This is a genomic window from Enterobacter sp. Ap-867, from assembly GCF_011752855.1.
GTDB lineage: Bacteria > Pseudomonadota > Gammaproteobacteria > Enterobacterales > Enterobacteriaceae > Cedecea.
In genome coordinates this window covers 170,589-184,456 of the sequence record NZ_VWWS01000002.1, presented here as the reverse complement: position 1 = coordinate 184,456, position 13,868 = coordinate 170,589, and the positions used below count along the sequence as shown (strand labels likewise).

16 protein-coding genes are annotated in these 13,868 nt (G+C 56.4%); 3 read left to right on the top strand and 13 right to left on the bottom strand.

All coding sequences use genetic code 11. From position 1 onward, the window contains the following. The first annotated feature begins 8 nt into the window (after window positions 1–8). Together diaA and dolP are read left to right on the top strand one after the other, a co-directional pair. The gene (gene diaA, locus F3J26_RS08445; protein WP_008453676.1) at window positions 9–599 is read left to right on the top strand and encodes a DnaA initiator-associating protein DiaA; all 591 of its coding nucleotides are present in this window, start codon (window positions 9–11) and stop codon (window positions 597–599) included. A 32-nt stretch (window positions 600–631) separates the two neighbouring features. Beyond that, complete coding sequence (gene dolP / locus F3J26_RS08440) at window positions 632–1,207, top strand: division/outer membrane stress-associated lipid-binding lipoprotein (RefSeq protein WP_008453679.1); 576 nt, start codon at window positions 632–634, stop codon at window positions 1,205–1,207. Window positions 1,208–1,352: 145 nt separating this feature from the next. On the opposite strand, the gene F3J26_RS08435 is transcribed toward dolP, so the two are convergent. From F3J26_RS08435 to F3J26_RS08390, 10 genes are all read right to left on the bottom strand, one after another. After that, complete coding sequence (locus F3J26_RS08435) at window positions 1,353–3,263, bottom strand: PRD domain-containing protein (RefSeq protein ID WP_166993241.1); 1,911 nt, start codon at window positions 3,261–3,263, stop codon at window positions 1,353–1,355. A gap of 46 nt (window positions 3,264–3,309) precedes the next feature. Continuing rightward, window positions 3,310–4,461, bottom strand: coding sequence for a beta-propeller fold lactonase family protein (locus F3J26_RS08430; RefSeq protein WP_166993238.1), 1,152 nt, complete (start codon window positions 4,459–4,461; stop codon window positions 3,310–3,312). 87 nt (window positions 4,462–4,548) lie between these two features. Further along, window positions 4,549–5,289 carry a 2-dehydro-3-deoxy-phosphogluconate aldolase gene (gene dagF, locus F3J26_RS08425; protein ID WP_166993236.1) on the bottom strand — a complete coding sequence of 247 codons (741 nt, stop codon included), beginning with the start codon at window positions 5,287–5,289 and terminating at the stop codon, window positions 4,549–4,551. A 2-nt stretch (window positions 5,290–5,291) separates the two neighbouring features. Continuing rightward, the gene (locus F3J26_RS08420; RefSeq protein WP_166877349.1) at window positions 5,292–6,404 is read right to left on the bottom strand and encodes a DgaE family pyridoxal phosphate-dependent ammonia lyase; all 1,113 of its coding nucleotides are present in this window, start codon (window positions 6,402–6,404) and stop codon (window positions 5,292–5,294) included. After that, complete coding sequence (locus F3J26_RS08415) at window positions 6,388–7,521, bottom strand: amidohydrolase/deacetylase family metallohydrolase (RefSeq protein ID WP_166993234.1); 1,134 nt, start codon at window positions 7,519–7,521, stop codon at window positions 6,388–6,390. The genes F3J26_RS08420 and F3J26_RS08415 overlap by 17 nt, the downstream gene beginning before the upstream one ends. A 55-nt stretch (window positions 7,522–7,576) precedes the next feature. After that, on the bottom strand, window positions 7,577–8,218 hold the full coding sequence (locus F3J26_RS08410) for a DUF4310 family protein (RefSeq protein WP_166993232.1): 642 nt from the start codon (window positions 8,216–8,218) through the stop codon (window positions 7,577–7,579). Between the two features lie 11 nt (window positions 8,219–8,229). Further along, a complete protein-coding gene (locus F3J26_RS08405; RefSeq protein WP_008453692.1) occupies window positions 8,230–9,006 on the bottom strand; it encodes a DUF4311 domain-containing protein in 777 nt (258 codons plus the stop codon). A gap of 24 nt (window positions 9,007–9,030) precedes the next feature. Beyond that, window positions 9,031–9,327, bottom strand: coding sequence for a DUF4312 family protein (locus F3J26_RS08400; protein ID WP_008453694.1), 297 nt, complete (start codon window positions 9,325–9,327; stop codon window positions 9,031–9,033). Window positions 9,328–9,329: 2 nt separating this feature from the next. Continuing rightward, window positions 9,330–9,692 (bottom strand): SFCGS family glycine-rich protein, encoded by a 363-nt coding sequence (locus tag F3J26_RS08395; protein ID WP_008453696.1) that lies wholly within the window; start codon window positions 9,690–9,692, stop codon window positions 9,330–9,332. Window positions 9,693–9,709: 17 nt separating this feature from the next. Next, the gene (locus tag F3J26_RS08390) at window positions 9,710–10,012 is read right to left on the bottom strand and encodes a glycine dehydrogenase (protein WP_166877355.1); all 303 of its coding nucleotides are present in this window, start codon (window positions 10,010–10,012) and stop codon (window positions 9,710–9,712) included. A 402-nt stretch (window positions 10,013–10,414) separates the two neighbouring features. Between F3J26_RS08390 and F3J26_RS08385 the strand changes: the two genes are divergently transcribed. Next, entirely contained in the window at window positions 10,415–11,353 is a 939-nt protein-coding gene (locus F3J26_RS08385) for a LysR family transcriptional regulator (RefSeq protein ID WP_166993230.1), read from the top strand. On the opposite strand, the gene mdcH is transcribed toward F3J26_RS08385, so the two are convergent. From mdcH to F3J26_RS08370, 3 genes are read right to left on the bottom strand one after another with little or no spacing between them, the layout of a single operon-like run. After that, window positions 11,337–12,245 carry a malonate decarboxylase subunit epsilon gene (gene mdcH, locus F3J26_RS08380; protein ID WP_166993228.1) on the bottom strand — a complete coding sequence of 303 codons (909 nt, stop codon included), beginning with the start codon at window positions 12,243–12,245 and terminating at the stop codon, window positions 11,337–11,339. The genes F3J26_RS08385 and mdcH overlap by 17 nt on opposite strands. Beyond that, window positions 12,242–12,862, bottom strand: a complete 621-nt coding sequence (locus tag F3J26_RS08375) for a malonate decarboxylase holo-ACP synthase (RefSeq protein ID WP_166993226.1) — start codon at window positions 12,860–12,862, stop codon at window positions 12,242–12,244. Before F3J26_RS08375 ends, mdcH begins: the two co-directional genes overlap by 4 nt. 3 nt (window positions 12,863–12,865) lie before the next feature. Beyond that, window positions 12,866–13,825, bottom strand: a complete 960-nt coding sequence (locus tag F3J26_RS08370) for an AEC family transporter (RefSeq protein WP_166993224.1) — start codon at window positions 13,823–13,825, stop codon at window positions 12,866–12,868. Window positions 13,826–13,868 lie beyond the last annotated feature (43 nt).

The following is a 13,868-nucleotide window of genomic DNA, read 5'->3' as shown; positions in this document are numbered from 1 at the left end:
GAATCAACGTGCTCGAAAGAATCAAAGTCTGCTTCACGGAAAGTATTCAAACTCAGATTGCCGCAGCGGAAGCCCTGCCGGACGCCATCTCCCGTGCAGCGATGACGCTGGTTCAGTCTTTACTGAACGGCAACAAAATCCTCTGTTGTGGCAATGGCACCTCCGCCGCCAACGCACAGCATTTTGCTGCCAGCATGATCAACCGTTTTGAAACAGAGCGCCCTAGTTTACCGGCCATTGCACTTAATGCAGATAATGTGGTCTTAACCGCGATCGCTAACGACCGTCTGCATGAAGAAGTTTATGCCAAACAGGTTCGTGCGCTGGGCCACGCCGGGGACGTTTTGCTGGCGATTTCCACCCGAGGCAATAGCCGTGATATTGTCAAAGCGGTTGAGGCCGCTGTCACCCGCGACATGACCATCGTCGCGCTGACGGGCTATGACGGCGGCGAACTGGCAGGACTGTTGGGGCCACAGGATGTTGAAATCCGAATCCCTTCTCATCGCAGCGCCCGCATCCAGGAGATGCATATGCTGACGGTGAACTGTTTATGCGATCTGATCGACAATACGCTATTTCCCCACCAGGATGGCTAATAGCTAATTTTGAGAAAGGAGAAGGAATGAACATGAAGGCCATTACGCCAGTCGCAGTTCTTATTTCCGCGCTGTTGCTGCAGGGCTGCGTCGGTGCCGTTGTTGTGGGAAGCGCCGCCGTAGCGACAAAAACTGCGACAGACCCACGCACAGTCGGGACGCAGGTTGATGACGGCACGCTTGAATTACGCGTGAACAGCGCGCTCAACAAGGATGAGCAGATCAAGAAAGAAGCGCGTATTAACGTGACGGCTTACCAGGGCAAAGTGCTGCTGGCTGGTCAGTCTCCTAACCCAGACCTCGCCTCTCGTGCGAAGCAAATTGCGTTGGGCGTAGACGGCGCAACCGAAGTCTATAACGAGATTCGAATTATGGCTCCGGTCGGCCTGGGTGTCGCATCGAGCGATACGTGGATAACCACAAAAGTTCGATCTCAGTTGCTCACCAGCGACCAGGTAAAATCGTCTAACGTGAAAGTCACCACCGAGAATGGCGAGGTATTTCTGCTCGGCCTGGTAACCGAACGTGAAGGTAAAGCCGCGGCGGATATTGCCAGCCGGGTTAGCGGCGTGAAGCACGTCACCACCGCGTTCACGATCCTGAAATAACGGCCCCTCACCCTAACCCTCTCCCCACAAGGGAGAGGGGATAACACCAGCCAGTCGATTGAATTTCCGCCAGTTTTCATTCTGGCGAAGTAAACGTTGCCCACAGAATTCTCCCTCTCCCTTCCTGGATGAGGGTCAACTGTGATTACAGCTTACTCAGGCACTCCATCGCCACGGCTTTAAAACTGTCAAAATCCTTACTCTCGCGCAGCCGAACCATCGCTCGCTCACGCAGGAAGGTCACAAACAGGTCGTAAATCGCCATCGCCTCTTCGTATTCGCTTTTGCTAATCGCCAGCAGGAAGATCACGTACGCCGTCTCATCCCCCCAGCTAATACCGTGCGGCGCCAGCACGGTGTAAACCACCGTTTTTTTCGCCAGCAGGCCCAGCGAGTGCGGCAGCGCAATGCCTTCGCCCAGCATGGTGCTGACAATGGCCTCGCGCTCCACCACCGACGGGTGAAAGTCTGCATCAACCACGCCTTCCCGCTCCAGCTGCTCGCAGAGCGTCAGGAACAACTGCTGCTGAGTCATAGGTTGATCGATAATGCGGAAATGGCTGGCATCGAAGAATTTCTCCAGCATGTAAGGCCTTGTTCTGTCCACCAGCACCAGCTTACCAAGCTGCTCGAGCTGATAATCCGTCGGGAACGGCGCCATCACCACCACCGGCTTTTCTTTCTCATTTATGCGCGCCGTGCTGATTACAAAGTCCTCATCCACGGTTTCAAGCTGCTCATAATCGCGCAGAGAGATAATGTTGGTCACTTCCACCTGCGGATATTTACGCAGCAGCATGGCCTGCAGCATACGCACCGTCGAATTCCCTGTATCGCAAACCAGCAGCACGCGAGGATGGCGCTGGTAGCCAATGTTGTAATGACGCTCCAGACCCACACCGATGTGCAACACCAGAAAACCAATTTCGTTTTCGCTGATAGCGTAAGGGGTATATTTTCCCCAGCTTGAGACCGCCGCCAGCGTCATGTCGTAAGCCAACGGGTAATGCTGTTTGATGTTAGCCAGCAGAGGATTCGGGATGTTTATCTGGTAGCGTACCCGGGTGATCATTGTCTTGATATGGGTCAGCAGGTCGGCGTGCAGCTGCTCGTCGCTGAGAAGATTGTAGTTATAGTGGGTATTGATGTAGCGCAGAATGTAGTTAACCAGCGCCTCATCATCGTCGGCGCTGATCGCGCTCGGCGCTACTTCCTGCACCTGCCGCGAGGCGATGTGCACCTGCAGCCACTGCTCTTCAGCTTCGGAAAGCGGCTTCCCCGCCAGTTGCTGAAGAAGAGCGGCAATCTGTCTGGCTGCCTCTTTCACCTGGACATCAACGCTATCCGCCGTAAATTCCGGTAGCGGATAGCCTTCGCTGATGCGACGAACCGCCACCGAACAATAGAGGCGAATAAACTGCTCGCCTTCATCGGTCAGGCGGATGTGGCAGCGGGTAAAACAATCGTGCAGCGAACCGGCGAGCAACTCCGGGACACCCGCGTTCAGCGCTTCTTCCGTCAATAACGGATTTTCGCTGTCCTCTAAGGTTAACTGCCACAGCAGGTCAGTCAGGCAGGCGCGTATAGCCGTTTCGCTGCCGAACAGCTTCATGCCGTGGCGCGGGCGTGTCTCAATGGTCAGATGATAGCGGTTAAACCACTCCCGTACTTCGGCCATATCGCTTTGCAGCGTGGCCCGGCTGACAAACCACTCTTCGGCCAGATCTTCCAGCTTCAGTGAAAACGCCGCCGTCAAAAAACGCACCACAAGGTAATGCACGCGTTCTGGCGAAGTACGAGGAATACGAAGCTGACGCGGACGATGCTGCACCAGCTCGCCGTAACGCTCAGTATCCTCGATATTCAGTTGATATCCCGCACCGCGGGTAAGCGTAAACTGAGCCCCGAAGCCTGACATCAGCGCATTAAGCGCCGTGATATCGGCCCGAACCGTACGAGTAGAAACGGACAAACGCCGCGCCAGTTCATCCTGGGGCAGCGTTTCGTTTTGCAGCATCTCAAAAAGCTGAGCCAGCCGTTGATTGGGGAATCTCACTACCGCTTCCTTTGGTTATCGGGGCGTTTAAGCGCCCCGTCCTGCTTTACTTAAACGGGGTGAAGACCATCTGTGACGGGCTTCCCACCGCCGTATAATCCTCGATAAAAGTTAATTTACCGCTGCCCGGGGCCACGCTAAAACGAGTAATGTTGTCGCTGCGCTGGTTCAGGGCATAAAGATGTTTGCCGGTATTATCCAGCGTCAGGCCTCGTGGATAGTCGCCTCTGGTCCAGATGTCGTCCTGATGCGTAAGTTCGCCGTTAGCGCCCACGCTAAAATGCGCGATGCTGTTATGCAGGCGGTTGGCCACATACAGTTGCTTGCCGTCGTGGCTGAGTACCAGGCCCGCGGCAAAGCTTGTGCCCTTATAGCCTTTTGGCAGGGAAGAAATCGTCTTTCCTTCGGTCAGCGTGCCTTTCTCACGGTCGAGCTTGTAATGGGTAAGCGTAGAAGCTTCTTCGTTAATCAACCACAGGCTCGCGCCGTCTGCGGCAAAGACAAAATGGCGTGGCCCCGCGCCTTTTGAAGAGGCGGCGATAAACGGCGGATCGTTTGGCTCCAGCACGCCTTTGCTTTGATCGAAGCGATACTGGTAGATCCGATCCAGGCCAAGATCGGTGGAGAAGACAAACTTGCCGCTCGGATCGGCGGCAATCATATGGGCATGCGGGCCGTTATGGTCGCTGGCGGCAAAGCTACCTTCTACCGCAGCTTCTGGTTTTGCCGCGCCCGGCTCACCGCTGTCCTGATGCTTGTCGCTGGCTTCCTGCAGGCTACCGTCTGCATTAATCGGCAATACGGCGATTGAACCGCTCACATAGTTAGCCACCAGCAGGTGCTTACCCTGTGGCGTCAGGGACAGATAGACCGGGCCAGCGCCCCCGGAAGAGACCTGATTCAGTTCGGTCACACTTCCGTTATCACCCACACGCAATGCCGATACCACGCCTTTCTCGGCTTCGCTGGCTACGTATAGCGTTTTTCCATCCGGCGACGCGGTGAGCTGTGCGACATTCGGCAGCGAGCTGACCAGCGTTTTCTCGCTAAGCGCGCCGGTTTTGGCGTCAACCTGGAAGCGGTAAAGCCCTTCGCCGTTGGGGTTGTAGGTGCCAACCCAGGCATAGTGGCTTTGCGCCGCGCTGTTGCCGGCGGCGAGTAAGGCAAATGAAGCAACAAGCAGAGTGCGTGCAGACATGCGTTTGTCCTCGAAGTGTGGTTGATGAGGATTATACCCTCACCCTAACCCTCTCCCTAAAAGGGAGAGGGGGAAACAGCGAGCACTTTACCCCACCAGCTTCTTCGTCATCGCCAACAGAGTGGCAACATCCGCCGGGCGCGTATTGCCGCTGGCCTTGTCGATAATTGAGCTGTAAATATGCGGGATCACTTTGCTTACGCCGGCATCCAGCGCAATCTTCAGGATCTCCTCGTAGTTATCAAGATCGATACCGCCGGTCGGCTCCAGCCAGAAGTCATGCTTCGCACAGGCTTCCGCTACCGCCTGGTACTCTTCGCGGCAGTCCAGCCCGCCCATCGGGAAATATTTGATTGAGCTGCCGCCCATATCCTTCAGCAGCGCAATCGCTGTTTCGACGGGTACGATGCCGTCCGGCGCGCCAGAGCTTAACGGGCCGGTGGAGATTTTTACCCTCCCGACGGTGCCGGTCGGCGAAACCAGGCCGTTAACTACGCTGTCAGTTTGGCCCAGCAGCGCGCGGCTGGTGCCCACGCCGGTAAACACCTGATTGACGTGCTGGGGCTGAATCTGGCCGGAGATTTCGCTCACCATGGCAGATTGATTGGGATCGCCTGCACCAAGGCCAACGGACAGCGCGTTGTCGATCAGCGCCGCGTAATCACGCATGTCGGCGACCGCGCTTGCTACATCCGGGTAGTTTTTGGATAACACACCGACCAGCACGTGACCTTCCGCCGCCTGGTAAATCTCTTTGGCGTTTTCTTTGGAGCCAGCCAGGACGTTCAGGCACACGCGATCGCGGTAAAAATTCGGGGTCAGTTTCATGCTTATTTCTCCTTGCTTACCAGCGCTTTGATGCAGCGGTAAATAATCTCCAGCTGTGCCGCGCTTACGCTGCGCACATCCGCTTCAATAATGCCTTCGTTGGCCTTGTAGCCACGGAAGTAGATGGCGTATTCGCCCTGCTTCAGCTTACCGACCAGCTCTCCGGTGCTGATGCCAACGGTCGCTTCATCGAACTTGATTTCGCTGCGGGCGATATCGCGGCCAGCGGCGTCCCACACCACGCGCGCGGTCACGCCATTCAGCGTGTTCAGGCTGTCGATAAACGGCGTCATTTTGGCGACCATTTCGGCCCCACTCTCTTTGGCTGCGCTCAGGTAATGTTCAATCGCGCAGGTCAGACCGAGAATGCCTTCTTTGCCGACTTTCATCGCACGTCCGATACCGCCAGTTTGCAGCTTAACCCACTCGACGTACTGCTCTTTGCCGATCACCAGCCCGCTGGTTGGGCCTTCAATAGCTTTCGCCCCGCTGTAAATCACCAGGTCTGCCCCGGCGCGGTAGTAGCACTGCAAATCTTCTTCCGCCGCAGCGTCAACAATCAGCGGCAGATTGTGCTTACGCGCCACGACAACGGCCTGCTCAACGCTGAGCATGCTTTTTTGCACCGAATGGTGGGATTTGATGTACAGAATGGCCGCCGTGCGCGGAGAAATAGCTGCGGCCAGCTGGTCCGCCGAACATTCGTTGGCGTAGCCCGCTTCAACGATTTTGCCGCCGCCCAGGTTCACCATCGTGCCGACCGGCGCGCCGAAGTTAACGTTGTGGCCCTTCGGCAGCACGATCTCGTTGTTCTCCAATGGGGCCGCATGTAGGTTCTCGATCAGCCATTGATTGTCTTTAACCAGCACCGCAGCTACGGACTGGGCAATACCGGCAGAAGCGCAGGACACCACGGTCGCCGCTTCAACATCGAGCAGTCCGGCAATGTAGGCGCCGGTCTTGTTGACCAGATCCTTCATTTCGAAGTAGTGATTCATGCCGGTGGTGACCGCATCCACCACTTCCGGGCGAGGCGTAGACACACCAAGAGCGGTCATGCGGCCAGATGCGTTAATCACCTGTTTTAAATTGTATTTTTCATAGATCGAAGACATGTTCATCTTTCCCTTGTTCGGTAGTAAACCATTTCCCGGCGCGCACTGCGGCCAGCGCCACCAGCGCCTGGTCACCCGTCAGCGTTTGCTGCTCTGCGTCGGTAAATACCGTTGGCTGGCGGCGCAGTTCAAAGACGGTCAGATCGCCATCCAGACCCACGGCCAGGCGGCCTTTATTTTTCAGACGTAATCCATCCGCAGCGTGCGCGGTCACACAGTCGATCACCTGAGGCAATGACAGGCCAATGGAGAGGAATTTCGACATCACTGCGCCGAGTGAATGCACCGGGCCGCTGATGCGGTTGCGGCAGTAAATGTCCGAGCTGATGCTGTGCGGCAGAATGCCCTGCTGGATAGCGACACGCGCCACGTCAAAACTAAAGCTGGCGGTGCCGTGCCCGACATCCAGGCGCACCCCACGTTGGATAGCCTGCGCCACGGAGGCTCGCAGTTGCCCGGCCGGATTGAGAATGCGGTTCGGCTTGCCGTTGTAGCAGTGGGTGATGATATCGCCGCTGGTCAGCAGCTCAGCCACTTCATCGAGATCCGGCGGGTTATTGCCGATATGCACCATCAGCGGCAAATCACCGTTTTCTTTCTGGATAGCCTTGGCGCGCACCAGCGGCGTAATGCCGTTGTCACCTACCACGCTGCTGCTCATGCGCGCTTTTAAGCCCACGATAAAGTCCGGGTGGCGCTTCACCGCGCCGCGCACGGCGTCAGCGTCAATATTCGCCATATTGGACAGTTCGTTTTGGGCAATCAGGCCCACGCGGGAGATGTTCAGCAGCGCATAAACTTCGGTCGCTGCGCTGCGGGTGATTTGATAGAAATCGTCGACGTCATCGGCCCCGGTGCTGCCGGCATCAACGACGGTTGTCACGCCGGTATGAATCCCTACGCTGTCAGGTTCGTCATGGTAAATAGGGGACTTGGGGTAACAGTGAACGTGGGAGTCAATCCAGCCGGCGCTAACGTAGTATTCGCCGTTCAGCTGGCGCTCTTCAGTTGCCTCGCCGGTTATTTTGCCTAAGGCGGCAATTTTGCCGTCCTTCAGGGCGATATCGATTACGGTATCGTCCACCAGCCGCGCCTGGCGCAGGATCAGGTCAAACATATCTTTCTCCTTAACTGGCGGGCGAGCCACAGCCCGTCCGCCCTGGAAATACTGCTTACAACGCTACCGGGAAAATGGAACCTAAAATCATTGCGCCCAGGATCGCGCCGCCGGTAATCGGTTTGCCCCAGAGGTAAAACAGCAGAGAGCCGATCAACGAGCCGATGCCGATGGGAATCGAAGCCGTCATGGCGCTGAGGATAATCAACGGCCCAAGGAAGCGGCCGGAGGCGTTACCCGCGCCCATCATGACGTCCGCCCCGTAGGTCGAGTCGCTCTGATTGATGGTGAACTTACGTGCCAGGATGATGATGTAGCCAATGGCAAGACCAATCACCAGGCCAGTCACCAGCGATGCGGCAAAGTTTGCCACCGGGAAGACAAAGCCCGCGCCCAGCAGCAGCGCCGGAACGCCGAGGCCTACGCCGGTTTGAATCGCCCCACCGATATCCAGGATCCCGACCAGAGAGCCTTCGATGATGCGGGCAAACAGGAAGCTGGCGCCAAACGCCGCCACCGCGCCGTAAACGCCGGTATCAATCCCGGACTTCAGCATCGCCACGAAGGCGACTTCGTTAAACGCGCCGATGCCGTACAGGTAGTACATGTGTGTCCCGGCAAACACGCCGGAGGAGAGCAGGCCGACAAAGATCGGGAATGACCAGTCCGCGTACCAAAAGCATTTATTCTGTTCCATGCGTTATCCCCTTATTTGCCGCTCAGCGAGTTATGCAGCAGATCCAGCCAGTTCGGCACGGTCATGTGGAAAGACTCAATCATCTTCATGTCGAACCCGCGGAAGAAGGCGCTCAGCACAAACAGGGCCACGATAGCCGTCATCATCACTTTGGTGACGCGGTGCCAGCCGCTTTCTTCAACGCCTTTACCGATCAGGATACCCAGCACCAGTCCCGGCACGGCGTTGCCCATGATCAGCTGCGCTGCGCCGCCGAAAATGGTTGCCCAGAAGCCGGATTTTTTGCCCGCGTCGATAGCCGCCAGCCAGAAAATGACCGGCATCACGGTGTTCACCAGCAGGTTAGCCGCAGGGACCAGCACTTTGACTGCCGTGACCTGAAGTGCCGCCGGCACCGCAGAGGCCGTAGAGTTCAGGAACGCCACCACGATCATGCCGATGATGCCGCAGGCGATAGCCATTTTTTTCGGGTCGTGGAGGGTTTCCGCCACGTTACGGTTCTTCACCATCAGAGCAGCCGCGCCCCAGTTAGGGATGATGCGGTGGTCAACGTCCTGGGTGAATGCCCCCGCCGCGACGGAAGATGCCCAGGCGTTAAAGAAGAAGCCAAGCCCAAAGGAGAAGTGAGAAGCCGGGTCCCCTTCACAGGAGTTCAGCTCGCCGAGTGTACGAAATGCGCCCATGCCCTGGGAGGTCGGCGCATGGAACATACGCGCGGCCCCGGCACCAACGCCCACACCGACGAGGCCGCCGATAATGAGTGATTTGAATAATATGATTAAGAACATGAGTCTGCCCTTGTTAGTGTTATTTTATTGTGCGACGAAATCCACCTCATCGAGGTTAAGAGCCGTCACGTTGACGGAAACATCCAGCTCCACGCTGTAGCTCCGCCTTTCCCGGCGCAGGAAGAAGAACAGAAAAGCTTCTTTGCGCACCCTGACCTGCGCCTGAACAACCTGCACGTCCTGTGGCTCAATGCGCAGAAGAATGTGGTTGGTGGATTTAAGCACCGTGCCCTGAACGTGATTCAGGGCGTCGGAAAAGGCTTTGGCTTTGGTATCGCCGCGCCCGCTAACTCGCACCGTGGTAGCGAATTTTTCTTTCATACTTAACTGCCGTACTTCTTGTTCCACGCCTGTACCAGGCGCTCACCCAGCTCTTCTTTGTCCATAAAGCCAAAGCCAAGCACGTTGTTGCCTTCGTTAATCGCCGTCACGCCTTCATCAACGGAGCGCATGCCGTACTTAGCTTTGTAGCCGTGTTTGGTTTGTGCGGTGATAGCACCTGCGCCGCCGCTGCCGCAGAAGGAGATACCAAAGGTGGCATTCTCCGCTTTCATCACGTCGCCCAGCTTCATGTCGGCGGCGACGCCTGGAATAACCACGGCGCGACCGCCCGCTTTTTCGATCCCTGCTGCAACTTTCTGGCCTTTGCCCAGACGGTCACCAATGACTACGGTAATTTGTTCCATTGTTTTCTCCTGATTATTCAAAGATTGTCTTTCGCCACTTCGAAATGCACTGACAGCAACCACGCTTCTTCTACTGGCAGATTTCCGAACTGATCGACCACCGCCTGCGCCATTTCCATCGACTCCGCGGAGATCTCCTCGAACAAGCTCTCTTCCACTTCTGGTAACGGCTCTCCGGTCAGAGAGCGATGAATCATCGCCTTCACGTGAGAGGCCAGCATTTGTTCCTGTACCCCGTTAGGCGTGATGTGCTTACTTTTGAACAGCGCGTCAATAAAACCCTGAATACGCGCCGTTAACTCCTCGGCTTCATTAACCATTACCGCTCCGTTATTCACCTTGGGTACCTCGTTAACTAATCTGTTTTTTAAGCTACCTGGCGGGGGGAAAGGTTTGTAGCGAGTTGTTTTCCACTTCGAAGTGGAAATCGCGGCGGCAATAGTGATCTGTTCCACATAAAGAGCCGGAATAGCGCTTTTCCGCTGGCTTACCGTGAATTGGCTCACATAACCGAGTGATAAAAGGCCGTTTTTCCAGCGGCGCTTTTTGTTTGAAAGTGTGATGAAAGGACCGTTTTAGCGCCATCATTGGCGTTGCTTATGATGGATACGTTCGTGGCGCAACGGTAAATCCTGCTGCTTATTGCGGCTCATCAGTGCCGTCTGGTCTCGTTTGCTATACCTTAATGGCATAATTTTTCCGACTGGGGTTATCGCCGGGTAATGAAAATCGACGCTGAAATCACTTTCCGCAAGCTTGAGATATTCATGGAGTTTATGGAGAAAGGGAACATTGCGCGCACCGCCGAAGCGCTGGGTATTAGCGGGGTTAGCGTGCACCGCGCGTTGCATACCCTGGAGGACGGTGTGCGCTGCCCGCTGTTTATTCATAAAGGGCGCAACCTGGTACCGCTCGAATCGGCATTTACCCTGCTGGAGCACAGCAAAGAAGTGGTTGCGCTGATGGCGCGCGGCATCGATGAAACCCGCCAGGCGGCAGGCGTAGGCCAGGGGCGACTGCGTATCGGCACCCTCTATTCCCTGACGCTCGAAACCGTTCCGAAACTTATCATGGGCATGAAGCTCAGGCGGCCGGAGCTGGAAATGGATCTCACCATGGGCTCAAACCAGGTGCTGCTAAATATGCTGGAAGACGGCGTACTGGACGCTATTTTGATTTCCATTTCTGAAGGTGAAGTGGATCGCTCGAGGCTGGAAGTCCTGCCCATGTTTAGAGACGATATTTTCCTGGCAGCACCGGCAAGCTTCCCGCTGGACACCTCACACCCGGCAGATCTGCGTGAGTTCCACGCGGAGAAATTCGTTTCTCTGGCGGAAGGCTTTGCCACCTATGCGGGATTTCAGGAAGCTTTTAACGTCGCCGGTTTCGAGCCGGAAATCGTTACTCGGGTAAACGACATTTTCTCAATGGTCAGCCTGGTACAGGCGGGTGTAGGGCTAACCTTGATGCCCGGAAGAATGAAGAAGGTGTATGAAAATTCAGTGCAGCTGCTGAGGCTGGCCGAGCAATATCAGATGAAACAAACCATCGCTATCGTCTTTGCCCGCAACCGTGAACATGACCCGAACCTACTGGCGCTGGCCGCCGAGGGGCGAATGTACGCCCGCACGTTCATCGATACGCCTAACGCGCCGCCCTAGTTTTTTCCACAAGGTGGACAATGGCCGCCACGCTGTTTTGTTCGCGACAAACGGTGATCCCCTCACGAAACGCCTGCCGCGTCAGGCCTGAAAGCACGCTACCCGGCGGCATTTCAATCGCCAGCCGCACGTCGCGCTCGTTGGCGGCAATCATCGCCTCTCGCCACCGCACCGTGCGGGCCATATTCAGCGCCAGATCTTCCGCAATTAGCTCTGGTTGCCAAAGTACCCGGCCCGTACTGCCGCTGAGATAAGCGCAGTTGGGACGACTTAGCTCCACATCAGCAAATGCTTGTTTTAACTTCTGCGCAGGCGCATTCAGCAAGGCACAGTGAGAGGGCACGCTAACCGCCAGCTGCCGGGCTTTTTGAGCCCCCTGCTCAAGCGCCCGACCCGCAACCCTCGCCATAGCCTCCTCGCTACCGGCGATGACGATTTGCTGTTCAGCATTAATATTCGCGATGTAGGTGCCGCTGCCCGCCACCAGGAGTTCCACCTGTTCCAGACGCAGCCCGACGATAGCCGTTAAGCCGTAGCCTTTAGGATAAGCCTGCTCCATCAGATCGCCGCGAAGCGCCACCAGCCGCAGCGCATCTGAAAAGGAAATAACGCCGGCGACTACGGCTGCCGGAAACGCGCCAATAGACAGTCCGCTGACCATGTCTGGTTTTACGCCGCTACGCTCAAGCTCCTGCGCCCAGGCGACACCTGCGATTAGCAGGCAAAGCTGTACGGCACGAGTATGCCTCAGCGCAGCAGCACTATCTAACTGGCCTGCTTCGTCCCCTAAGACTGCCCTGACCTGCGTCAGGATGGCGTCGCGCTCGGGTAGATCCTGTAGCATGCCCACACGCTGGGTTCCCTGCCCGGGAAAAGTAAAAAGTATTTTCATCCGTTTTTCTCCGGCAACCAGGGGTCGATCACAAGCAGCGGCCCCTGATTCGTTTTCAGCAACACGCGTTTTTCTCTTAGCCATTCCGCCAGCGCAAAAGCGCCGTAAGGCGTTTCGATTTGCGTATCAACCCTGCACAGCAGTCGCCCGGTCAGGCTCTGCCACTCTGTCAGCGCCTCTTTTGATATCGGCTGTGGGCTGCGAATAAGCACATCCAGATCGCTCGCGGCATGCATCACCGGCATTTCTGTTGCCAGCGCGTAACCTACGCTCCCGGTAATACCCCAGCACCATGCCCACGGGCGGCTCGCCAGCTGAATAGCGCCCTGCACCGGCGGCATGGAAACAAACGGGGAATTGAGCAGCAGTTCACGGCTGGATAACGCTTCAGGGCTAACAACGCGTTTAACGCTCGCCGTACTTACCCAGCCCGCTGCTCGCTGATCGCGTCGCATCCCCCGCACGCCTACCGGCACACGTCCGTCACGTTCGACATCACGCCGTACCACTACCGGCAGCGCAGGACGCCACTGGCTGGCTATCCACTCCTCGCGAACCCCCTCCAGTGCTTCGCGGTCGGTGAGCCAAAGGAGATCGTGGGGGCGCAATGTCGGCATAGGTTAAATTCCTGAAGTCAGCGTAATAAACAGCGGTAGCGACAGGATAGAGAGTACCGAGCTCAGCAACAACACGGCTTCCGCATCCGGCGATTGCACACCAAACCGGTTGCCAAAAACTACGCCAAAGAAGCCGGCGGCCAGGGCAATCATCAGAATGGAGGTAATGGCCACCGGGCCAGTCAGGCCGAGCGCCAGCACGATGCCCCAGGCGATAAACGGCTGGATAAGCAGTTTGGTAATGGTCGCGGTGATAACCATAGTGTTGATCTGCAGCTTACGCGCAGACAGGATCACGCCGGTCAGGAACAATGCGGCTGCGGTAGCGGCCAGGCCCAGCGGTTTAATAGAAGCCAGCAGCAAGTCAGGCATCCGGACACCGACAGCCGACAGTACAACCCCCAGCAACGGTCCCCACACGATAGGTTTTTTCACCGAACGCCACATCAGTACAGGCAACATTGTCAGCGTTGAGCCAGTGTTTTCCCCTGCCGCACGTGCTTTTTCACGTTCAAGAATCAGCAGGCAGAACGGCGTCATCAGGACGGAGCCGCAGGCAATCGACACCGCGACGGAAAGCGAAGTCGAGGAGCCTTCCCCGAGCACGCTGCCTAAAATCGGCAGGCCAAGCGCGGCATAGTTAGGCAGCGCCACGGTAAGCGTCAACACGGCGGCATCCTGCGGCGACTTTTTAAATACGCTGGTCGCCAGGAAGTAAATCGCCGCATAGGTAATCCACATCGAAAGCACCAGTACCACGATTAGCGGTGACTGCTGAACAATGCCAAGCCACGGCGTTTGTACTGTCGCGCTAAACAGCGCGGCGGGTAGAGCAAAGTCCATGACAAAAATATTAAGCAGCGAGACATTTTTGTTATCGACCATTTTCGCTTTGCCGGCGAAAAATCCCAGCAGCATGATGACAAAAATAGGGGCCAGAGCATGAACGATCACGTAAGTCATAACTTCACCTTGAGTCAATAAAGAGAGTTAGCACGGTCGCGAT